The sequence below is a fragment of the Wandonia haliotis genome, from assembly GCF_039523435.1.
In the GTDB taxonomy this organism is placed as follows: domain Bacteria; phylum Bacteroidota; class Bacteroidia; order Flavobacteriales_D; family Crocinitomicaceae; genus Wandonia; species Wandonia haliotis.
This window is the reverse complement of sequence record NZ_BAAAFH010000022.1, coordinates 704988-726251: the sequence shown is the minus strand read 5'-3', so window position 1 is coordinate 726251 and position 21264 is coordinate 704988. Positions and strand designations below refer to the sequence as shown.

At 38.8% G+C, this 21264-nt stretch carries 18 protein-coding genes and 1 tRNA gene; 5 read left to right on the top strand and 14 right to left on the bottom strand.

What is annotated here, in order from left to right; genetic code table 11:
- Positions 1–885, top strand: a complete 885-nt coding sequence (locus ABDZ97_RS15970) for a hypothetical protein (RefSeq protein ID WP_343790110.1) — start codon at positions 1–3, stop codon at positions 883–885.
- Between the two features lie 83 nt (positions 886–968).
- Here ABDZ97_RS15970 and ABDZ97_RS15965 read toward each other — a convergent pair whose 3' ends face one another.
- The 7 genes from ABDZ97_RS15965 to ABDZ97_RS15935 form a co-directional block, all read right to left on the bottom strand.
- Positions 969–4001, bottom strand: a complete 3033-nt coding sequence (locus tag ABDZ97_RS15965) for a type I restriction endonuclease subunit R (RefSeq protein WP_343790106.1) — start codon at positions 3999–4001, stop codon at positions 969–971.
- 66 nt (positions 4002–4067) lie between these two features.
- Positions 4068–4910 (bottom strand): DUF3037 domain-containing protein, encoded by an 843-nt coding sequence (locus ABDZ97_RS15960; RefSeq protein WP_343790103.1) that lies wholly within the window; start codon positions 4908–4910, stop codon positions 4068–4070.
- Positions 4903–5709, bottom strand: a complete 807-nt coding sequence (locus ABDZ97_RS15955; RefSeq protein WP_343790100.1) for a HipA family kinase — start codon at positions 5707–5709, stop codon at positions 4903–4905. Before ABDZ97_RS15955 ends, ABDZ97_RS15960 begins: the two co-directional genes overlap by 8 nt.
- Before the next feature lie 144 nt (positions 5710–5853).
- On the bottom strand, positions 5854–7200 hold the full coding sequence (locus ABDZ97_RS15950; protein WP_343790097.1) for a restriction endonuclease subunit S: 1347 nt from the start codon (positions 7198–7200) through the stop codon (positions 5854–5856).
- A 1-nt stretch (position 7201) separates the two neighbouring features.
- Complete coding sequence (locus tag ABDZ97_RS15945) at positions 7202–8953, bottom strand: type I restriction-modification system subunit M (RefSeq protein WP_343790094.1); 1752 nt, start codon at positions 8951–8953, stop codon at positions 7202–7204.
- Positions 8954–9262: 309 nt separating this feature from the next.
- Positions 9263–9517, bottom strand: a complete 255-nt coding sequence (locus ABDZ97_RS15940) for a GIY-YIG nuclease family protein (RefSeq protein WP_343790091.1) — start codon at positions 9515–9517, stop codon at positions 9263–9265.
- Positions 9518–9575: 58 nt separating this feature from the next.
- Positions 9576–9648 (bottom strand) — tRNA-Met (locus ABDZ97_RS15935).
- Between the two features lie 210 nt (positions 9649–9858).
- Between ABDZ97_RS15935 and era the strand changes: the two genes are divergently transcribed.
- Positions 9859–10752 (top strand): GTPase Era, encoded by an 894-nt coding sequence (gene era / locus ABDZ97_RS15930; protein ID WP_343790088.1) that lies wholly within the window; start codon positions 9859–9861, stop codon positions 10750–10752.
- On the top strand, positions 10749–12053 hold the full coding sequence (gene der, locus ABDZ97_RS15925; RefSeq protein ID WP_343790085.1) for a ribosome biogenesis GTPase Der: 1305 nt from the start codon (positions 10749–10751) through the stop codon (positions 12051–12053). Before era ends, der begins: the two co-directional genes overlap by 4 nt.
- A gap of 41 nt (positions 12054–12094) precedes the next feature.
- Here der and ABDZ97_RS15920 read toward each other — a convergent pair whose 3' ends face one another.
- From ABDZ97_RS15920 to ABDZ97_RS15910, 3 genes are all read right to left on the bottom strand, one after another.
- Complete coding sequence (locus ABDZ97_RS15920; protein ID WP_343790082.1) at positions 12095–12835, bottom strand: hypothetical protein; 741 nt, start codon at positions 12833–12835, stop codon at positions 12095–12097.
- On the bottom strand, positions 12836–15412 hold the full coding sequence (locus ABDZ97_RS15915) for a leucine-rich repeat domain-containing protein (RefSeq protein WP_343790079.1): 2577 nt from the start codon (positions 15410–15412) through the stop codon (positions 12836–12838). It abuts the gene before it with no gap.
- A 77-nt stretch (positions 15413–15489) separates the two neighbouring features.
- A complete protein-coding gene (locus ABDZ97_RS15910; RefSeq protein ID WP_343790076.1) occupies positions 15490–16596 on the bottom strand; it encodes a DNA alkylation repair protein in 1107 nt (368 codons plus the stop codon).
- Positions 16597–16699: 103 nt separating this feature from the next.
- On the opposite strand from ABDZ97_RS15910, the gene ABDZ97_RS15905 reads away from it, so the two are divergent.
- Positions 16700–17602 carry a DUF72 domain-containing protein gene (locus tag ABDZ97_RS15905; protein WP_343790073.1) on the top strand — a complete coding sequence of 301 codons (903 nt, stop codon included), beginning with the start codon at positions 16700–16702 and terminating at the stop codon, positions 17600–17602.
- Between the two features lie 6 nt (positions 17603–17608).
- Here the strand turns inward: ABDZ97_RS15905 and ABDZ97_RS15900 are convergent, their stop codons facing one another.
- From ABDZ97_RS15900 to ABDZ97_RS15885, 4 genes are all read right to left on the bottom strand, one after another.
- The gene (locus tag ABDZ97_RS15900) at positions 17609–18169 is read right to left on the bottom strand and encodes a DUF1697 domain-containing protein (RefSeq protein ID WP_343790070.1); all 561 of its coding nucleotides are present in this window, start codon (positions 18167–18169) and stop codon (positions 17609–17611) included.
- A 5-nt stretch (positions 18170–18174) separates the two neighbouring features.
- The gene (locus tag ABDZ97_RS15895) at positions 18175–18816 is read right to left on the bottom strand and encodes an MBL fold metallo-hydrolase (protein ID WP_343790067.1); all 642 of its coding nucleotides are present in this window, start codon (positions 18814–18816) and stop codon (positions 18175–18177) included.
- Between the two features lie 103 nt (positions 18817–18919).
- Positions 18920–19681: a DUF4382 domain-containing protein gene (locus ABDZ97_RS15890; protein WP_343790064.1), complete on the bottom strand. Its 762-nt coding sequence runs from the start codon at positions 19679–19681 to the stop codon at positions 18920–18922.
- A 133-nt stretch (positions 19682–19814) separates the two neighbouring features.
- Positions 19815–20207 carry a winged helix-turn-helix transcriptional regulator gene (locus ABDZ97_RS15885; protein ID WP_343790061.1) on the bottom strand — a complete coding sequence of 131 codons (393 nt, stop codon included), beginning with the start codon at positions 20205–20207 and terminating at the stop codon, positions 19815–19817.
- A 115-nt stretch (positions 20208–20322) separates the two neighbouring features.
- Between ABDZ97_RS15885 and ABDZ97_RS15880 the strand changes: the two genes are divergently transcribed.
- Complete coding sequence (locus ABDZ97_RS15880) at positions 20323–21192, top strand: SDR family oxidoreductase (RefSeq protein WP_343790058.1); 870 nt, start codon at positions 20323–20325, stop codon at positions 21190–21192.
- Positions 21193–21264 lie beyond the last annotated feature (72 nt).

The following is a 21264-nucleotide window of genomic DNA, read 5'->3' as shown; positions in this document are numbered from 1 at the left end:
ATGATGAGATTAGCCGTGGTAGTGGTGTTGGCAGGACTTTGTGCTTTTCCTGTATATGGGCAGAAGAAAAAGAAGCGAAGTCAGTATTTTACCAAACAAAGTTATCAGTATCCCTTGTTCAAATGGACGGGGGAATACAGCCGCCACGGATTTCAATTCAATTTCGGTCCGACCTATCTGCTTACCAACGGAGAAACTCCTGAACGTGATTTGTCTACTTCACCGGATACGAATGCTACCTATACGCATAATCCGTCCGGGCGATTAGGAGGGTTTATAGAAGTGGGCATGGTGCATATTGCCAAGAAACGTCGCAAAGTCATTCATTATTTTGATTGGGGAATCGGGTATAAACACTTTGCCGGAACCGAACAAACCCGTTTAATGATTCATCGTTTTGGAGAAACAAACGAAGTTAAAGGAAACGGTGTTTTTGACATGGGATATTTGTACGGACGATTTAACGTACACAATGTCTGGCAAATCAATCGGGATGTATTTCTTGATAATGCATTGGGATTCAATGTGGATTATCGTCTGACGGGTAGTGTACCCGGTGATAATTCCCGGTACGATGGGGCTGTTCTTCCCCAAACGCAGCGATTTCAGCAGGATTTTGTGGCGCAGCTTAATTATGAATTAGGCGTAGGGTTTAAAATTCGCGATGGCTTCTTTATCATTCCATCCGTACATACTCCGATTTTGGGAATTTATGAATGGACCGGAGGGAATCCTTCCTTGATGTGGTATTCATCGCGTTATCAACCTTTGTTGCTAAAGGTGAAATTTGTTTGGTTGTTTAAAAAGAAAAACAATGCTTGTCCTCCGGTATACGGAAACCCGGACGATGAAAAGCGAAACCAGCAATACATGAATGGGCAGTGATGATAGAGGGAGGTTTCTTGCTCCCAGCCTTGTTCATTTTTTATCTTATTTCTGATGATCAGTGGGCTGATAAATGTCCAGGGTTATGATTCATTCAACCTCTCATAAACCTTCTTCAATAAATATTCCATTACAAGTTTATTGAAGTCGCTATCATCCATCATACGGGCAAAAATATCCTGATTCTGGTCCATTCTGCTAATGAATTTATCTAAGGCAGCTTCCTTAAAACCGAATTTGAAGTTTTCTATAGAATTGGATTTGGCTTGCGCTGCCAGGCGTTCATCGGCAACCATGTCTTCTTCAATCTGGTCGAATAGTAATTTGTCAGCTGCCGTGAACTCAGTTCCAAATCGTTTGTTGATGACTGTAATGATTTCTGATAACGCAGCCTGTTCTTCTTTTGTCATTCGAATGCCAGCTTCGGAACTTCCTTCCAACTGATATTCACCCTGACTTTCAAGAACGATGTTTTGTTCCGAGACTTTCTGAATGCGATAATATTCCAGTGAAACTTCATCTCCCAATTGGAATCGGTCACTTTGATGTTTCCTTGGTAATTTCTTTAGTAAGAACCTTGCATAGGTATACAGTTTCTCCAGATCCACATCCGTAAAGGGCATTATCTGGGTTAAGAACGAGTACATTCTGGTGAACGTCTGCAATGAATGTTTGAAATTTTCCTGAGAAAACTCATTAACAATATCTCCTTGTTGCGTTTCTTCGGGTAGTTGTTTGAATCGTTCTACCGCCGGGTCAATGAATGCGTTTAGTTTCCCCTGATCTTTTACCGACAGTATTTTCGCAGACCTGAAGTAGATGTTACAGAAATTATCGACCTCAGATGACCAGACGATCTGGGCTTTTTCTATTTCATGTTTCAAATCATACAAGTGATTGGGGTCGGTTGTGCTTTCGATGGTTGTTAACTCATAATAGGGTTGGAAGGCGTTCAGAATATCCTCCGTTTCATTCACAAAATCCAAGATGAACGTATCCTCTTTCCCGGCACACGTTCTGTTCAGACGAGACAAGGTTTGTACACATTTTACACCGCTCAGTTTCTTATCCACATACATGGTGTGTAACAGCGGTTGGTCAAAACCGGTCTGGTACTTATCAGCTACCAACAAAAGCTGATATTCGTCAGAAGCAAATCTTTTGGGGAGTTCCCTTTCTTTACAACCGTTCAACTCCACTTCTGTAACGCCATCGGGGTAGGTGTCGTAAGCCACTTTACCCGAAAAAGCAACTAAGGTTTTAATGTCTTTATAGCCGTTATCGGCAATATAACGGTCAAATTCTTCTTTATAACGCACAGCGTGTAATCGGGAAGAGGTTACAACCATTGCTTTTGCCTGACCACCTATTTTTTTCGCTACCACTTGTCGGAAGTGTTCGACCATGACCTCGGTCTTCTGCGCCAGATTGTGTGGGTGCAATGAAAGGAACCGCCCTATAGCTCTGGAGGCCTGTTTCTTATTTACATTGGGGTCTTCTTCGATTTCCTTTGAAAGTTTGAAATAGGTCTTGTACGTAGTATAATTCTTGAGCACATCCAAAATAAACCCTTCCTCAATGGCCTGTTTCATGGAGTACAAGTGAAAAGGTTTGGGTTTACCTTCTTTGTTGGGTGTGCCAAATACTTCAATTGTTTTCGTTTTTGGTGTCGCTGTAAAAGCAAAGAAACTGAGGTTGTCCTGTTTTCCTCTGGCTTCCATTGATTTTCTGATCTCGTCTTCAGCATCGTCCTCCAATCCGGAGTCGAGTTCCAATTGTTCTGCCTCTTCCAGTGTCTTTGCAGAGAGGACTTCTTTCATTTTTTTTGTTGCTTCACCCCCTTGAGACGAATGCGCTTCATCAATGATAACCGCGTATTTCCGTGAAGGAATTTCACCAATCTTATCTAAAATGAACGGGAATTTCTGAAGTGTGGTAATGATAATATTGGAACCTGCACCAATGGCATATGCCAGCTGCTGTGAGTCTTTGTCAATTTTCTGAACGACTCCGTCTTTATGTTCAAACTGGTAAATGGTATGCTGCAACTGACTGTCGAGGACTCTTCTGTCTGTGATTACAATTACCGAATCAAATACGCGTTCATCAGCCGTATCGTGAAGGCTCGATAGCCGGTAGGAGAGCCAGGCAATCGAATTGGATTTTCCCGAACCGGCCGAATGTTGAATGAGGTAGTTTTTTCCGGCGCCGTTATTTCGTGCATCCTGTGTCAGTCTTCTTACCACATCCATTTGATGGAACCGCGGGAAAATCAGCGTTTCTTTTTTCTTTTGGACGCCATTTATTTCAAATTCTTCAGCATGCAGGTGAAGAAATTTACCAATGATGTCCATGAAGCTGTCTTTGGTCCAGACACCCGGTTTCCCGTCAGGCAGGTGTGCCCACAGGTATGAGGTTCGGTATCCGTCCTTGTTCGGAGGGTTTCCGGCTCCGTGATTGTACCCTAAATTGAAAGGAAGGTATCGTGTACTTTTTCCGTTCAGTCGGGTCGTCATGTAACACTCATCCGTATCAACGGCAAAATGTACAAGTGCCCGCTTTTTAAACTGAAAGATGGGTTCCGTTGGTTCTCGGTCATAGACGTATTGTTTTTTTGCATTGTCCACACTTTGACCGGAGAATTGATTCTTTAATTCAATTGTTGCAATAGGAAGACCATTCAAACTAAGAACCATATCCAATGAGTTTTTGCCCTTTCGCTCATAATAAAGCTGTCGGGTGACTGTCAGCAGGTTCTTTTGATATAAGTCTTCAGCTTCAGGATTTAACGAACTCTCGGGCTTAAAATAGGCCATTTTAAATTTGACCCCATAATCGGTGAAACCGTTGCGGATAACATCCAGTGCACCCCGCCTGTCAATCTCTTTAAGCAAACGTTGAGTCACTTTACCCGCAATGTCTTCCGTATGTATTTGCGAAATTTTATCCCACGCCAGAGGCTGGGATGTTGTAAGGAAATCCACTACATGTGAAGGAAAGATTCCCGTTTCTGTATCAAAGTCAGAAGATGAGCCTTTGGTATATCCTCCTGTTTCAAGTAATGAAGCTTCTATAGCTTCTTCGAAAGTAAGTTCAGTATGTATGCCTTTCGCCATTAGAAGTAATTAAGAGTACTTCACAAAACTAATTAACTTTTTGATATTGAATTTTGTCGGAGTAGATCAGAACTGTTTAATGTCGTTCGCTACTAATACACTGTATTCATTCCAATTGGTGAAAATCCTTTTTTCAATCCTATTTTCACGCAATATTGATTTAGCTTCCTCTACAGCGTCATTAAAATCAGCGTTCAAAGGCTCCTGAATGATAAAGTCAATGTGCGCATTTTTATAACTGGTTTTTTCTAATTGACGTAATTTCCCGTTGATCAGGATGGATTTGTCAATTATTGTTGCTTCTTTTGCGACATCAAAACTTACTGCTTTAGCATAATTAACGACGCCGTTTTTCCAATAAAAATCAGACTTAAATGCAATGTGTTTGTTTTTTAAAATGCGGTTTTCGTCAAACTTTAAGTGTGATTTTGAAGACGGGTTAAGTTCGATGATTTTTGATTTGATGTTTTGAATTAAAGAGTCTTCTGTAATTCTATGCCGGGTACCAATGGTATCAGAATTATAATCGCCCAGTACAAGGTCTGTATAACGCTTGATGACTTCCTCAGGAGTTGTATAATAAATTCCCGACCGGAAGGATTCAAACTGTAAGGCCGAAGCATCTTCTACAAGTAAATTTTCAGAAATTAAATCATGATAACCAAAAACATATTTATCTAACTTGTTGTGCAGATTTCTTGTTTTTGATTCAAAGCCTTTCAGGTATTCTTTAATCAATGCTTCATTGAAATCAGCATACAGATTTTTAATGCGGTTTATTTTTTTTGGGTAGCGAAATTCTATGAGGTGATCGTCCGGGAAAATCAACAGAATACCAACATTTAACACCTCTCCTAAAAAAAGAGAGTGTTTATAGGTTAATATGCTGTATGAAAAGGATTTACTCACGAATTCTTTTTTTTAAGAGGGCGACAAATGTACGATAATTTTCTTTTTGATAAAATAAATAATTGAGCCAACTTTTACATTCGTCTTCATCATATCCATTGGCAATAAGAAAATCAACATTTAATTCCACCCTATCCAACTTTAATATACGAAAATATTCTTCAAACGTTTCAAAATTAACAATATTTTGTGCTTTCAGACTCTCAGTTTTCAACTTGTTGTAGAACAGGTGTTTTGTGAAATAGTGAGGAAGTATGGCTCTTTTAATATTTTCTAAATGGACGGATAATCCTTCAAATGCTTTTTCATGGTCTATTAATAAATAATGCTCCGGGCCTCTTAGTATATTTGGTTTATCTTTTCTTCTGTCGTCATTTGCTATCAACATATCAAATGCAAGTATAGACTCAAACTCATCAAGGTCTAAGTATTTATCCTTGTTTACGGGAGAATAGGTAGGATATCCTTCATAATACAAACTGGCAAATAAAATTCTATCGGTTTCCTTTTCCTCTAATTTTTTGTAAATTTCTGGTTGTGTTTGTTCAATAGATTTTAATAAAGATTTATCGATAGTCATATAAACTCCTTCAGGAACGTTTAAATCAAATTCTTTAGCTAAAATATTAGCCAATACTTCAGCAACGGTATAACTTCTTTGAGAGGCATCCCTTTTACTGAAAATTTTAAGAACATATTTTTTACCATTTTCTCCAATAACGAGCATTGGTCTAGTGGTTCCTCCAGAAACTATATCATCTAGAAATTCTGTAATTCTTATAGTTGGTAAAAGACTCATTTTCTACTAAAATCAATATTTTACAACAGGCTTTCGGACGATCCATGTACCTGAGGATGAGATAATAGGTTTGCTAAGATAAGATTTCAATCCTTAAATTCACGAAATGGTTTCGTTTATTGCTTCTGTTGCCGTTTCGAATCCCTATCCATTCAATTTTTCAACCCTAACATCCACCTTACCAGTAACTACTTCACTTACTAAGGTTGTTTTGTATTCTTTTAATAGTTCAATTTCGTTTTCAAGTTTGTTTTCAAGCATTGAAAAGAAATTATCTTTTACTTCCAAATACTCAACCACTTGAATTTGTTCATCCAACGATGGTGCACCTAACCGAATATCCTTTAAAATTTGCTGACTTATGTTTGGTTGACCTCCACCAACAGAAAGGGATATTATATGTTCTTTTTTTGCTTTAAACCAATATTGAAGGAATTTCAAATCAATAATTTCCCCTTTACAAAAAACACAACAAGCTTGATTCGTAGTAGTTTCAAAATCTACAATTGCAGTTTTTCCAATAGTTGCACCATACATTGCAATTACCAAAGAGCCAGGTGGATAAATTTTCAATGAAGAATAATCCTCTCGAGCCTTTTCTGTAATCTTTTTTGAACATGATTGTAGAAAACCGTCATTGAGGTTTCCAGTATTTAACCAATTTATGGTCCCGTTTTCATGATATACTGGATTTCCAGATTCTGGAGTTGTTCCGCTACCAATATTTGGAAATGCATGACTTATTTTCCAGACCTCCCAATGCTCTGGTATCTCACCCAACCATTCAATTCCCGAATCTTTCATGGGTACATTTGGGTGTAAACCTTTCGTTACAGCCTGATTAATGATTGCGGTTCGTTCTTCTTTGAGTAATTCAATCAGTCTTTCTTTTTTTCGGACTAAATCATCAATTTGAGCGGTTTTGTGGTCGAGGAAGTTGGCGATTGCAGTTTGTTCTGGTATTGATGGAATCCAAATTGAACAATTTTTCAATATTGATTGGGTAATACTTAGAACTTTAATCCCCTTAACACTACTTCTGATTTGACTTCTAAACTCTAAGGAATCAAATTGGTACGCAAAGAATCTTGAATTTATTATCTGCGAAGGCTTCATGACTACAGTATGATATCCAGCGAATACATTGATATTACCATCCAAATGCGTAAAATTTCCTGAACCTTCTATATCCTCAGATGTATCTGCAAAAACAAAGTCTCCATTTGTTAAAAGAGCATTAATTGATTTATTCAAATATTCTTCAGGAACACATTTCAATGTATCAATTTCAGGATTGACTTTAAAGCCGCATTTTGAATGTATTTCGCCATAATTCACACAAGGAATACCTTTGTCTACTAGATTTTCTTTAGTTATTGACAACCCCTTTCCAAATGAAAACAAGTACTTCAATCTGGATTCATTCCAATGATTGGGGATTTCATGAATCCACTCAATTCCCGAATCCTTATACGAATCGTATTTCTTCATTTTACGCAATCACTTCTTTAATTAGCCCATCTGTTTCTTCTTCCAATGCGAGTATATCCGCACGAATTTCTTCCAGTGACCTCAACGGCTTATACTCATAGAAATACTTTGTGAAGTTGATTTCGTACCCGACATTGGTTTTGGATTCATCTATCCAAGCATCTGGAACGTGAGGTAAAACCTCCTTCTGCATATATTCATCAATATCAACCTTAAGAGGAATGTTTTCAGAGTCTCGTAAACTGCTATCTGGCTTTGGATTCCCTTTTTTATCCATAACAATTTCACCCTTTGCGTTTCGCTCAGGTCGTTCAACCGTTACCTTGGAATAACCGAAATCTTCGTTGTCAAATATCTTGGAGTGTTTAGTTTCCTTGAAATCGCCGTATAACTTTGTCAATTGAGCAATGTGGTCATCGTTCAATTCGTTTCGTTTATCTCCAAGAGATTTGGTCATCTTCTGGAAGAAGTCTACACCATTGATGAGTTGTACTTTGCCTTTACGTTTCCCGGGCTTGTGATTGGAAATAATCCAGATGTAGGTGCTGATTCCGGTATTGTAGAAAAGCTGATTAGGAAGCGCGATAATAGCCTCTAATAAATCATTTTCAATAATCCATTGTCGGATACTGCTTTCATTCTTTTTGGAACTGGGAGAACCTGAAAAGAGTGGTGAACCATTGAAGACAATCGCCAGACGTGAACCACCTTGCTCTTTGGTTTTCATTTTACTCATCAGGTTCATTAAGAACAAAAATGAACCGTCACCTACGGAAGGTAATCCGGCGCCATAGCGACCACCAAAACCTAGTTCTTCATGTTCCTCTTTCACTTCCTTCTCTACCTTTTTCCATTTCACACCAAAAGGTGGGTTGGTAATCAAATAGTCAAACTTGTGGTTGATGAACTGGTCAGGCTTTTGTTTATCACTTTCCTTGCGTTTCAAGCTGTTTGCGCGCTTCACATTGGCCGGGTTTTGGCCCTTAATCAACATATCTGATTTACAGATGGCATACGATTCTGGGTTCAGCTCTTGCCCGAAAAGTTCCAGGCGAGCGTCCGGATTTAATTCCTGCAGATATTCTTCTGCCACTGACAACATACCACCCGTACCTGCACAACAATCAAAGATGGTTTTTACAATTCCTTTTTGGGTTAGTGCTTCACGGTCATCCATAAAGAGAAGATTAACCATTAACTTGATAACCTCTCTTGGAGTAAAGTGTTCCCCAGCCGTTTCATTCGATAATTCAGCGAACTTTCGGATGAGTTCTTCGAACATATAGCCCATATCCATGGAAGATACCTTATCCGGGTGCAAATCCACTTCCTGAAAACGCTTCAGTACCATGAACAACAAGTTGTTGTCATCCAGTTTGGTAATTTGATTATCAAATTCAAACTGCTCGATGATTTCACGTGCATCTTCAGAGAATCCATTGATGTAGTTGCGAAGATTGGCAGCAATGTTATTCGGATCAGCAATTAGTTTATCAAAGTCGAATTTACTTCGGTTGTGAAAATTATAGCCGGCCGCTCTGTTCAATACCGGGTCAAGATTTTGAATACTTGTCCCTTTCATCTGCTCGCTCTTTTTGAGTACCGCTTCTTTTGTGGTACTGAGCACACAATCCAATCGTCTCAGAACGGTAAGCGGCAGAATGACTTTTCCGTAATCACTTTGTTTAAACTCTCCACGCAACAGGTCGGCAATCGACCAGATAAAATTCGCAGCTTCTTTTACACCATTCATAGTTTACTCTAATGCTATTCTTTTTCAATCAACAAGTTCCCGGGCGAAACATTCAACAGTCCGGCAATGTGCTACCAATCCTCCCAACCGTGCTGATGGGAATGAATACCCTTTGCATCCCATACTTCCTTATTTGATGGCGTTGGCGCACGACGTACTCTTTATTTGCGTTGAAATTAATAAAAAGTTAGTAGCAGAGGATAACTAATTTCCCATCTGTACCATTTTGCCTGCTACTGAACCCACAATTTACAAGGTTCTACCTCCGAACGTGCGTCCGTCAGCAGACGGATATGAGCCCGGATTTCGTCAGTCAATTAATTGTTGTATCTGTTGTCGGATGTAAGCTCTTCCTCTGGAGTATTTGAGTTGTTTTTCATGTTTCATAGCACCCCTTTTGTTATCAAAAAAGACGACAATGGCAACTTCCCAGGGTCTGAACTTTAGTGTGTGTCCTTTGGTTGCGAGCTGGTTGTGTGAATGAAAACGATCAATGAGATTGGCTGTATATCCGATGTAGATTTTATCGTATTTTTTGGAGTAAAGAACGTAGGTTACGAACATGGCGGATGATTTTTATAGAAACAAAAAAGGCCAACTTTTCAGTTGACCTTCTTTTTTGTAGCGGGGACACGACTCGAACGTGCGACCTTCGGGTTATGAGCCCGACGAGCTACCAACTGCTCCACCCCGCAATATAGTGCGTTTATATATTCTATTTTTATCCCTTATTTTCGTTACCGTTGTATCGAAACGGGAGTGCAAATATAGAGAGTTTTCTTTGTTCCTGCAAGTTTATTTGAAAAAAACTTTTCTTTTCTGTTAAGAAGATACTACGAAAAAGAAGCTATTTTAACCTATTGAATTGCGCCCCAACCAAATTCGTCGTATCTTTGCAGGCGCAAATGGAAGAGAATAAAAAGCATAAAGCAGGATTCGTAAACATTGTAGGAAGCCCTAATGTCGGGAAATCTACATTGATGAATGCTATGGTGGGAGAGAAACTGTCAATCGTTACTTCGAAAGCACAGACTACACGTCACCGGATACATGGGATTGTGAATGAGGATGATTACCAGATTGTCTTCTCGGATACGCCGGGGGTGGTAAATGCAGCTTATAAATTGCATGAAGCCATGATGGGATTTGTAGAGTCTTCCCTGAAAGATGCGGATATTCTTCTGTTCATTACCGATATCTTTGAGAACGAAATGAACCATGAGGCAACACTGGAAACCATCCGAAAACTGGAAAAACCGGTGATTTGTCTGATTAATAAAATTGACCTTGGTGATCAGGATAAAGTTGTACAGCGGGCCGAGTACTGGAAAGAAAAACTTCCGAATGCACAGGTGCTCCCTGTATCCGCATTACATAAGTTCAATTTGGATCAGGTGTGGCAGCGAATTATAGAATTGCTCCCCGAATCTCCTCCTTATTTTGATAAGGAAGAGATCAGTGACAGACCGATGCGCTTTTTTGTGTCTGAAATCATCCGCGAAAAAATCTTTATACATACGCAGAAAGAGATCCCATATTCGAGTCAGGTTGAAATCGAAGAGTATAAAGAAGATGAACGGATGGTGCACATACGTGCACAGGTCATTGTGGAACGCAATTCGCAAAAAGGAATTATTATTGGTGCGGGAGGTTCTATGTTGAAACGAATCGGGAAAGAATCCCGCCTGGATATTGAGAAATTTGTCGGAAAGAAAGTTTTCCTTGAAACCTTTGTTAAGGTAGATAAAGACTGGAGAACTTCGGAGGGCAAACTGAAAAAATACGGATACAAATCATGAGTAACATTATAGCTATTGTAGGTCGTCCGAATGTCGGAAAATCGACTTTGTTTAACCGTCTGACGGAATCCAATCAGGCCATCGTCAAAGAAGTGAGTGGTGTTACCCGTGATCGTATCTACGGAAGAGGGGAGTGGAATGGCATTCCGTTTTCGGTGATCGACACCGGAGGATATGTAAAAGGATCGGATGATATTTTTGAGGGAGAAATCCGTAAACAGGTCGAAATCGCTATTGATGAAGCAAATGTTATTGTGTTCGTTGTGGATGTGATGACCGGAATTACCGATCTTGATGAAAAAGTAGCAGGAATGCTGAGAAAGTCAAAAAAGAAGGTCTTTATTGCTGCTAACAAAGTAGATAATACAGAACGTATCGGACTTTCTTCTGAATTCTATTCCTTTGGTTTTGGTGAAATATTTGATATTTCAGCCGTTAATGGCTCCGGAACCGGTGAATTGTTAGACGAGTTGGTGCAGCATTTTGACAAGGCTGCTGATATGGACGAACCGGATATTCCCCGGGTGGCAGTTGTAGGAAAACCTAATGTGGGTAAATCTTCACTGATTAATGCACTTACGGGAGAAGACCGAAATATTGTTACGGATATCTCAGGAACGACCCGGGATGCCATTAACACCCGATACAATTCTTTTGGTTTTGATTTTATGTTGATCGATACGGCAGGGATCAGAAAGAAAAGTAAAGTACACGAGGATATTGAGTATTATTCGGTTTTGCGCTCAGTTCGTGCGATTGAAAATTCAGATGTTTGTATCTTTATGTTAGATGCAACGGAAGGAATTCAAAAGCAGGATTTGAGTATTTTCTATATCGCAGAGAAGAATCATAAGGGAGTCGTTGTTTTGGTAAACAAGTGGGATTTGATTGAAAAAGACCACAAAACTACCAAGGAATACGAAGATAAAATACGGGAAGAGTTGGCGCCGTTTAATGATGTGCCGATACTGTTTACTTCTACCGTAACTAAACAGCGGATTCACCGTACCCTGGAAACAGTTATGCGTGTGTACGAAAATCGTATTAAACGTATACCTACGAGTGAGTTGAATGAAGTAATGCAGGAAGTCATTGCAGGCAACCCGCCTCCATCTGTGAAAGGAAAATACATTAAGATCAAATATATCCAGCAGTTACCGACACATGCACCGGCATTTGCATTCTTCTGTAATCTTCCACAGTATATCGGGGAATCCTACAAGCGATTTTTGGAGAACAGAATTCGGGAAAACTGGGATTTTGAAGGTGTTCCGATTCGCATTTTCTTCCGAAGAAAATAAAATTGGCTAATTGTTGAAGTTTTCCTCTGTATGCCGTTAACTCATTTTTTGAGTTTGTGCATGCGTTTTGCTCCCAGAATTACGAATATACGTGCACGGGGAATTTTCTTTTTATGAAAACTGTTTTTGTCAGGTACAATTGAAATTCCGCTGACATAATAAACTCCGGTTTTTAGTTTTTTATTGATTCCTTTCTTTTTGGACTCTTTTATCAGAAGTTTGAGGATTTCTGCTTCGGAATAGAGTTCTAGTGGAATTGGTTCCAAGTCAATTTCTCCTTTTTCAGATTTCTTAGGTCTGAGAAATAGATTGAGTTCATTCGGGTTGCCTTTTCTGTCATAATAAAATTTTCTGACAGGATTCTTGACTAACGGAATACTGAATGCATAACAATCAGTTATTCTGTAAGTAAGTGAAGACCTAAGGATTACACGATTAATATTTCTTGAAGGAATGGAAAGTCGTTTCCCATTATAATAGGAGTTAGAAGTGGTCAGGTTCCCAATTCTTGCCAGTTGATCAAGAAGAAGACTTCGGGAAAGGTCAAATTGTCTATTCTTAGATTCGTCGGAAAACCAGTTTAGTAATAAGATTTCGAGTTTCTCATATCCGGTTTTCTCATAACTTAAAGGATTAAAATTGACTGTAGAAGCTGAGGCTTTCTTAATGAGAATAATACTGTCTCTTTGATCAATTATACCCTCAACAAGTTGATTAAACTTGTTGGTTTGTGCATTACCCAACAGAGTAATAAATAAAAAAGAAAGTAAAGGAAATTTCATTTACCGGAAAGATAAAATCTTGTTTTTTATTGATTTACTGCTTAGCCCATTTATAGAGAATGAATGAACAACCCATTCGTTATTTACAATTTTTCCAACGTGTATATTTTCTTCATCAGACCTAAACAATACAAGCATTTTCTGTTTGGTGTAATAAGGGATATATTGGGCCGGAGCATTTATATATGTATTTGTAGAAGGTAGGATGAGTGATACTTCATTTGGTATATGTATACTATCTTTATCTGTGTTAATCAGTGATTCTTCCATTGCGACAAAATAGTCTGGTGGATTTTTGAAAAAGTAATCAATGTTAACTGTTCCGAATCGGGTTAAACCAAATTCGGCTCTGTCTATTAGGGATTCAGATGTTGTAGGCATGGAGTTGTAGCTATTTCTGACCGAATCGGGTAAACGTGAGTATGAAATTGAACGGATACGGGACAAGCGTGAGATCTCTGCGTAATGTTTAAGAGATGCTGCTTTAGCCGCATTGATACGTGTTCGGTATCTCTCTTCCTGGGCTTGTTTTTTTAAGTATTGAATATAAAATTTATGTTGGTCATCAATCATTTTTTTATTCGTTGTTGAATTATTAAGATAGACTGGGAGCTGTACTTTTTCATTTTTGTAATCAAAACTCAAGACAAAATGATCCTTGTCAAAATCAGGTACTATACTTAAATTTTTAAGAGATCTTGAACTGTAGATATAATTAGTTCTTTTTCGTTTTTTCTTCTCTTTTTTTCTGGGAAGACGTTGATTTCGTCTAATTTCCGATAGTTTGTTTTTTAAATCCGGAGTCATGATTGTGTCAAGTTTCCAGGTGTGCCTAGAAATAAATTGTTGATCAAAATTTGTTTCAAAATATACCCTGTTGTACTTCTGTTTATATCCGTTTCGTATAAGATCGTTGTTTACATAAATATCAAATTCGAGCTCTGAAGGATCTAACCTTTTCGTTTTAGATCTTAAACGGAGTATGACCGGGATAGATTGAATATTCACCAATTGATGATCGGGAATAGCCATAATTGAATCAATTTTATGCTTCAAATTTATGGTTGCATTATTAAAGGTTATCAGATTATTTTCAGGAGCTCTCTCCCAGGCACGGGTAGTGTCATTTAAGTAGAATAATTCACCCCTGTTTTCGGGTTGTCGGTCTATAAGTTCGACTGTAATTGGTTGGATTTCATTGGGGAATAGTTCATTGCCGACGCTGTCTGAAGCTCTGAAATCAATCATAGCATTTGAACCGAATATTTCAGTGGTTCCCAAGTTGTCAAATATCATGGGGATTCCTTCCAAAAACATGGAGATCGGGTCTGAATATTCTTTTATTGCAATACTGACATCTCCATCATATACTTCACCAGCACTAGTAACAAAGGCTTCTTCGGGAATAGTAAAATGACTATACTGAAGTTGTATCGTTTTACCTTGGTTACTATTTACAGAGTAGTTGTTACTCATAGATGAAGATAAGGATTTCTTATTCGGTGGTATTGAAAGATCTACAATTTGAGGAGCGAAAGTGATTTCAGTTTGAGGCAAACTAGTCATTAGTTCTTTTCTTTCTTCATTTGTAACTTGTTGACCGGAAAGATTCAGTTTGTTTAGTGTTTTTAATCCTATTAAATCTTTTGTAGCTAATCCGTCTGAATTATAAATGAACAGTTCATCAATGTTTTTTAGTTCTTTGAGAAGGGGGAGGGATGAACAATTAAAAAATTCAAGTAAACTTAGGTTACTCATCTTTTTTAAATCATTGTTTTGTTCGGTTGAATTTCCAAAGGAACAATTGTTAAAACGTAATTCCTTGATATTTGGATTCTGAAAAAGCGGAGATGGTATCCGGACAAAGGAGCTATTAATAAATTCTACCCGTTTGGGAGAGATCTCTCTAAAATATTTTGACAGATTACAGGAGTCTGTTTGTATGGAAAGTAGTAATGTATGTAATTGATCAAGCGTGCTAATACTGTTCATTATTCCGGATAACTTCATCGATTCATTTTTCGAGATATCCAGATATTTTAATTCCCATAGGTTGCTAAGAGTGTACGGAATGTCTTCTATTTCATTATTACTTAGAATCAATTTTTCAAGCTTAGGAAGCATTTCCAGTTCCTGAGGAATTGTTTTGAGTTTGTTACCTGAAATTATGAGCTCCCGAACGGATTTAATAAGTGAGATCCGAGAGCTTACTTGATACATGTTGCAGTTTTCAAGATTTACTATTTCAAGCTGAATCATGTTTTTTGCAAATTCGAAAAAACTGCTACTCATCAAACCGATATTATTACGAAGATTGATTTCGGATAATATAGGGTTGAACTCCCAGTCTTCCGGGAAAGTTTGAATATCATTTCCACTTAAGTCTAGGTAGATAAGCTGGCTAAAGTGTTTGATTTCTTCAGGAAACTGATCTAGCCCCTGATTTTTAAGAATAAGGTGTGTTACTTTTTCTGGACGTTCAAGAGCCTCTTCGATAGACAGACATGTTGAACATCCATTTTGAGTATAGGCACCAAAATACAGAAATAAAAAAAGTAATAGCGTAAGTTGTTTCATAATATTGAGAACGGAAAAAATTATTTTTTGGTACGCAAACGGATAAATATCTCCTTCGGAGAAAATAGTCAACGTCTTTATTCAATCAGTTTGAAGTCGGATTGTTTCATTTCCTGTCCGTTGATAATGAGTGAGAGTTTTTGTAATCCGGGATAGAATTTTCGGGTCGTGATTACTTTGAAACTTTGTTTGCGTTCGATGGATAGGCTTTCGCCGGGAAGGAGTGTTCGTTCACTGATCTTAAAGACCTTTCTGGAATGTGTCCCGTTTTGACGCAGGTAGTAAACTCCGTATTCCAACCGGGTTTTGAGTTCTTCTTCGGTGGTGTTTCGGAGTGTAAATGAAAAAGCAAGATGTTCTCCGATTGCGACTTTCGGTGTGGTTATACAAAAGTGATCTACCGTTAGCTTATCTCCAGTATTCAATCCATAGTATTTTAGGATCTCCGGATGTCCCTGCTTGAGTAATGTCCGGCAACCATGTTTTAGTAAAGCATCAGTTTCTTTGCTAATGTTACTCCATTCTTTTACAAGCTTTATGACTATGTCCGGGTTGTCTTTGGAGATGTCGTTCAAGTGGTTGGCAACACTTTTTCGTACCCATTCGGAAGGATCGTTTTTCAGATTGTTAAGTAGGGAGAGGACAGGAGTTGGGTCTGTCTTGAGTTGAGGAAGTGCCACTGCCCAGGGTAAACGGGGACGACTTCCTTCACTGGCGAGCCGGCGAACCCGATGATCTTCGTGTAAAGACCACTGGTACATCTGCTCCAGCATTTGATCTCCATATTTCAGGATAAAGGGACGGACGGCAAACTCACAGCTGGTAAATTGTGTAACAAGTTCCATTGCCTGTACGGATGCTTCGAAATGATCCAGCCCAAAACGCTCAATATAATCCGGAAAAAACATAAACTCGAGAGAGCTGCTCGTAAAACGATTGGTTTGCAATTCTTTTATACTCTTTTCAATGAGGAGCGTCGCCTCTTCAAAATCTTCGGGAAAGAAATCATGTAAAATAAGAGATGTATGCCTCATCCGGTCTTTTAACTCCATATTTTCCCAATCCGCGTGAAATATTTTCTCAGTAAATGCTGATGCATTAAAGGACGGGAGCACTTTTTTCAGCACTTCAGCGAAGTTTGTGTAGAAAGAAGGAGAATACAGGTCTTTTAGTTTGTAACTCATCGCGTAATTTTGTTTTATTTCGGATCATGCGAATGTACGAACAAGTGCCGGTTTATTTTCATTTGTTATCTTTATAGAAACGGTAAAAGTTGAAAAGAGAATTATGAAATTTGGAAAAACGGATCATCCCGAAACAGTAGATTTCACAATGCCGGAGGATGCTCCGGAAACAAAGGAAATACTGAACAAATACGTAAATTCCGATTGTCCGTTGGAAGTGTATGTGGGGTGTGCGAAGTGGAATAAAACAGACTTAAAAGGGTTTTATCCGAAGGGAACAAAGGATGAGCTAACGTATTATTCGAGACAGTTCAATGCCATTGAGATGAACGCGACTTTTTATAAGATGCCGGATCGTCTTCAGGTGGAAAAATGGCGGGATAAAACTCCGGAAGGATTTAAATTTTTTCCGAAAGTAACCAATACGGTTACGCATTATCGAAGGCTAGTTGATGTGCGGGAGTTGCTGGAAGCTTTCTCTGATGAAATTTGTCATTTTGAGGATCGTTTGGGAATGGCATTTATGCAATTACATGAAAATGTTACACCTTCTGAATTCGATAAATTGAAAAAAGTGCTGACAGAGTTTCCCAAAGGAATTCCTTTGGGAATAGAGGTGCGTAATGAGAGATGGTTTTCTGAAAAAGAAATATTCGACAAGTATTGCCGGTTGCTGGAAGAATTGGGGATGAGCAATATTATTGTCGATACGGCCGGGAGAAGAGATATGGTTCACATGCGCCTGACCAGTCCTGAAGCATTTGTTCGTTACGTGGGAGCTAATCATGTATCGGATAAAAGTCGTTTGGACGACTGGGTGAAACGCATAGCGATTTGGCAGAAAGAAGGTCTGCAGAAGTTATATTTCTTTGTGCATCAAAATATCGAAGTAGAGTCTCCGTTACTGGCGTCTTACTTCATTGAACAACTTAATAAGCAATTGGGACTGTCTTTACAGGTTCCTTCTAAACAGGAGGAAACCATTCAAAAAACACTGTTTGGGTAAAAGGAACTATTTTTCGGTAATTTTTTGCGCCAGTTCCCACAATTTGGTAGTTGTATTCCAGTTTCGAACCGTGATTTGCTGGTATACCGGATTTGCTGATAATTTAATGAGAGAGCTCTGAGAAGCCTGTGCTTTTAGGCGAGACATATAGACAACATGTTTACCTTCTGCTACCTGATCAACACCTTCTTTAAGTTGAATTCGATCAATAGCTTGTTGGGAAGTAAGTGGAGGTTTTATAAATAATACATCAAATTTATAGGTGTCCGTATCCTTACCAAAGGAAGGGGGAGCTGTTTTGATAACTTCCTCTAACTGTAAGTGGGAGAGCAGAACAATCTTCGACTGATAATCAAAGGTGTCTGATAATGTCTTTTCAATAAGGGATGTCAGCTTATCTTTATCGTTCTCTTCCGAAAGAAACAAAACATTTCCGCTTTGGATATAGGTGGTCACCTGATCAAATCCCATTTTCATAAAACAGGCTGTAAGGTCAGCCATTTTTATACGATTCTTGCCACCGACATTAATCCCACGTAAAAGAGCAATGTAACAGAACTTTTGCATGCTACTCAAAATTGATAGATGGAGTTGTTCTTTTTCTCGAACCCAATCGTTGTTTCCGGACCATGACCGGAGTATACGACCGTTTCTTCAGGAAGTTTAAACATGATGTTCAATAATGTATTGCGAAGCGTCTCAAAATCTCCTCCCGGTAAATCGGTTCGGCCGAAGCTTCCCCGGAAAAGGATGTCTCCGTTGATGACAAAATTTTCTTCCGGTGAATAGAATGCCACATGTCCGGGGGCGTGTCCTGGTCCAAAAATGACCGTAAAATGAATGTCTCCAAATGACAAAATCTGTCCGTCCTCAATATAAGAAGTGGGTTCAGGAGAAGGAATGTAGCCTTCAAATCCATACAGGTGAGCATAGCCTGCAACAGCCCGTAACGTCGTCAGGTCTTCCTGATGCATGTAAAACGGAATGGCATATTTTTCAATGACAGCCGCATTCCCTAAAATATGATCAATATGAGCGTGTGTGTTTAAAACAGCAAGGGGTTGTAATGCATTCTTTTCAATGAAGTCGAATAACTCTCTACGTTCTTCAGCGGTGTAGCACCCCGGATCGATAATTACACAGTTATTGGCTTCGTCAGCGACTATATACGTGTTTTCCTGAAATGCGTTGAAAGTAAATTTGTGAACCTGCATGTCTTAATTTTTGGCAAAAGTACAATTTTGATAAGGGTTGAGCAAAAAAAGAAACCGACCCGTTTCCGGATCGGTCCTTGTATACTCGTTTTTGGGTTCCGAATTAGTTTGGAATTTGTATCGTACCCAGATCTGTAATGGTTCCAAAAGAAGCTTGTACTCCGTTTACTTCGGCAGTACTATATCCTGTAACTGAAGGAACAATATGAACGTCATACGTACCGTTAACTCCACAGAACATAAAGAAGCCGTTGTTGTCAGGAATGGCTGTTAGCGTATCACCATTTTGAATGGCATAGACTGTAGGAATGGCATTCATTGGTGTTACAATTCCTTTTATTTTACCATTGGTCAGATCAGAAAATGTTCGGATAACAGGCTTGAGAATGTACTCTCCGTTACCGGTAAGAACCACTGAGCTTCCCGCGTCAAAATCCAGCCAGATTGAATACGACTCATTGGCCTCCAGCTCCTGGTGAAGATTTAATTTTAATCCACTGGTTTGTGCGGAAGGAGTTGTTAAACTATGCGTTGTTCCGTCTACAACAACAGAATTACTATTCCCAAGAACCAACCGAATTTGAGATATCCGTCCAACGGGTAATTCTACATTACATAACAACGTATCCATTCCGTTGTTGAACTCCAGCAGGTCATAAACTCCTGCATTAATTGGTAAGGAGGTCCATCCTCCGTTGTTAGAATGTATCCGGACTTCCTGAATGTCTATAAATACATGTTCGAAATTACCGGGGGCATCCGTTAAATAGACTTTTAATTGCGCCGTCCCATCCTCTTCTTTCTTACACGCGAAAAATGCTAATGTCATCAGCATCAGACCCGTGAAAAATGCTACTCTTCTCATAAGGCTAATTTTTAATAAAAAATACTACTATTGGTACAAAAATAACGTCTGGAAAGGCATAGAGTTGTCTTCCGGTGTGTTAATAAATGTAAAAAAACAAGAAGAATATCAGAAAGGAATCTCTGTCAGTAGTTTAAGACGCTTTAGTTTGAAGAGGAGATTTTTCGAGATCATGTAGTGTGATTTTTCGATGCTCCAATCCCCATTCAAGCATTACGTCCATGACTTTTTTAAAGGATTTACCGGAAGCTGTCAGTTCATATTCAACTGTTACAGGGACTGTATTATATACAGTGCGTTTTACAATACCATTCATCTCCAAATCCCGTAATTCTTTGGAAAGCATTCGGGGAGTTATTTTTGTGACATCGCGTCCTAATTCTTTAAACCTTTTCTTTCCGAATAACAAGGAGGCGATAATAGGGAATTTCCATTTACCTGATAGTACATTCATTGTATCATTCACCGCCAGAACAAAAGTATCCGGACACCTATCAAGAATTTCCAGATCAATATTTTTTATCATAGTTCCTGTTTTTACTAAGCTATACTTTTGTATACCGGTATACAAAAGTATAGTGATATAAAAAGTATATCAAATATACATAGTTTTGTACTATCAATCAAAAAAAGTAGTAGAAATGAGTACAATCTTAGTGACAGGAGCAACGGGGCACTATGGTCAGGCGACCATCACCTCTCTTCTGAATAAAGGAGTGAAACCTCAAATGATAACAGCATTGGTAAGAGATGAGTCCAAAGCTGAAACGCTGAAGGAATTGGGTGTTAATATTGTTTACGGAAATTATGAGGATTACAATTCTTTGGTACGTGCGTTTTCAGACATTGAGAAATTGGTGTTAGTTTCCGGAAGTGACCTGGAAAAACGAACCGAGCAGCAATTAAATGTAGTAAAAGCAGCCAAAGAGGCAGGTGTTCAACATATCCTGTATACCAGTGTGGAGCGAAAAACTGAGCGTGAAACATCACCGATTCAGTTTGTGTTGGGGTCACATTTGGCAACTGAAAAAGCTATCAAGGAAAGTGGAATGACGTATACATTACTTCGCAATAATTTGTATATGGATTTACTGCCCTGGTTTTTAGGTGAAAATGTTTTGGAGAACGGAATCTATTTACCCGCAGGTAGTGGGAAAATTGGATTTGCTTTGAGGGCTGAAATGGCAGAGTCAGTAGCAAATATTCTGATAACGGAAGGACATGAGAATAAGAGTTATACTATTTCCGGTGAAGCAGTTTCATTTGAAGAAATAGCAAAAATACTTTCTGAGATAAGTGGTAAAGAGGTGAGTTATACGAGTCCCGATCCTGAGACATACATTCGAACAGTGACTACTGCTGGAATGCCTGAAATGTTTGCAAACATGTTTGGAGGCTTTTCGCAAGCAGGGAGTGAAGGTGAATTGAACAGTGAAAATTCAGATATGGAACGACTTATGGGGAGAAAACCTACTTCAGTTACTGCCTTTCTGAAGCAGTTGTATCAGTAAATCGTTCAGAAAATAGACTATTATGTTCAGAAAAAGCCATTCGTACAGAACCGATGGCTTTTTTCATTTTGT

What these genes read in the sequence shown, in the direction of transcription:
- ABDZ97_RS15950 (WP_343790097.1), bottom strand. Translation starts at nt 7,200, where the DNA reads ATGAAGAAATACGATTCGTATAAGGATTCGGGAATTGAGTGGATTCAT.
- ABDZ97_RS15890 (WP_343790064.1), bottom strand. Translation starts at nt 19,681, where the DNA reads ATGAGAAGAGTAGCATTTTTCACGGGTCTGATGCTGATGACATTAGCA.
- ABDZ97_RS15965 (WP_343790106.1), bottom strand. Translation starts at nt 4,001, where the DNA reads ATGGCGAAAGGCATACATACTGAACTTACTTTCGAAGAAGCTATAGAA.
- ABDZ97_RS15895 (WP_343790067.1), bottom strand. Translation starts at nt 18,816, where the DNA reads ATGCAGGTTCACAAATTTACTTTCAACGCATTTCAGGAAAACACGTAT.
- ABDZ97_RS15970 (WP_343790110.1), top strand. Translation starts at nt 1, where the DNA reads ATGATGAGATTAGCCGTGGTAGTGGTGTTGGCAGGACTTTGTGCTTTT.
- ABDZ97_RS15910 (WP_343790076.1), bottom strand. Translation starts at nt 16,596, where the DNA reads ATGAGTTACAAACTAAAAGACCTGTATTCTCCTTCTTTCTACACAAAC.
- ABDZ97_RS15940 (WP_343790091.1), bottom strand. Translation starts at nt 9,517, where the DNA reads ATGTTCGTAACCTACGTTCTTTACTCCAAAAAATACGATAAAATCTAC.
- ABDZ97_RS15915 (WP_343790079.1), bottom strand. Translation starts at nt 15,412, where the DNA reads ATGAAACAACTTACGCTATTACTTTTTTTATTTCTGTATTTTGGTGCC.
- era (WP_343790088.1), top strand. Translation starts at nt 9,859, where the DNA reads ATGGAAGAGAATAAAAAGCATAAAGCAGGATTCGTAAACATTGTAGGA.
- ABDZ97_RS15880 (WP_343790058.1), top strand. Translation starts at nt 20,323, where the DNA reads ATGAGTACAATCTTAGTGACAGGAGCAACGGGGCACTATGGTCAGGCG.
- ABDZ97_RS15885 (WP_343790061.1), bottom strand. Translation starts at nt 20,207, where the DNA reads ATGATAAAAAATATTGATCTGGAAATTCTTGATAGGTGTCCGGATACT.
- ABDZ97_RS15945 (WP_343790094.1), bottom strand. Translation starts at nt 8,953, where the DNA reads ATGAATGGTGTAAAAGAAGCTGCGAATTTTATCTGGTCGATTGCCGAC.
- ABDZ97_RS15920 (WP_343790082.1), bottom strand. Translation starts at nt 12,835, where the DNA reads ATGAAATTTCCTTTACTTTCTTTTTTATTTATTACTCTGTTGGGTAAT.
- ABDZ97_RS15905 (WP_343790073.1), top strand. Translation starts at nt 16,700, where the DNA reads ATGAAATTTGGAAAAACGGATCATCCCGAAACAGTAGATTTCACAATG.
- ABDZ97_RS15955 (WP_343790100.1), bottom strand. Translation starts at nt 5,709, where the DNA reads ATGAGTCTTTTACCAACTATAAGAATTACAGAATTTCTAGATGATATA.
- ABDZ97_RS15900 (WP_343790070.1), bottom strand. Translation starts at nt 18,169, where the DNA reads ATGCAAAAGTTCTGTTACATTGCTCTTTTACGTGGGATTAATGTCGGT.
- der (WP_343790085.1), top strand. Translation starts at nt 10,749, where the DNA reads ATGAGTAACATTATAGCTATTGTAGGTCGTCCGAATGTCGGAAAATCG.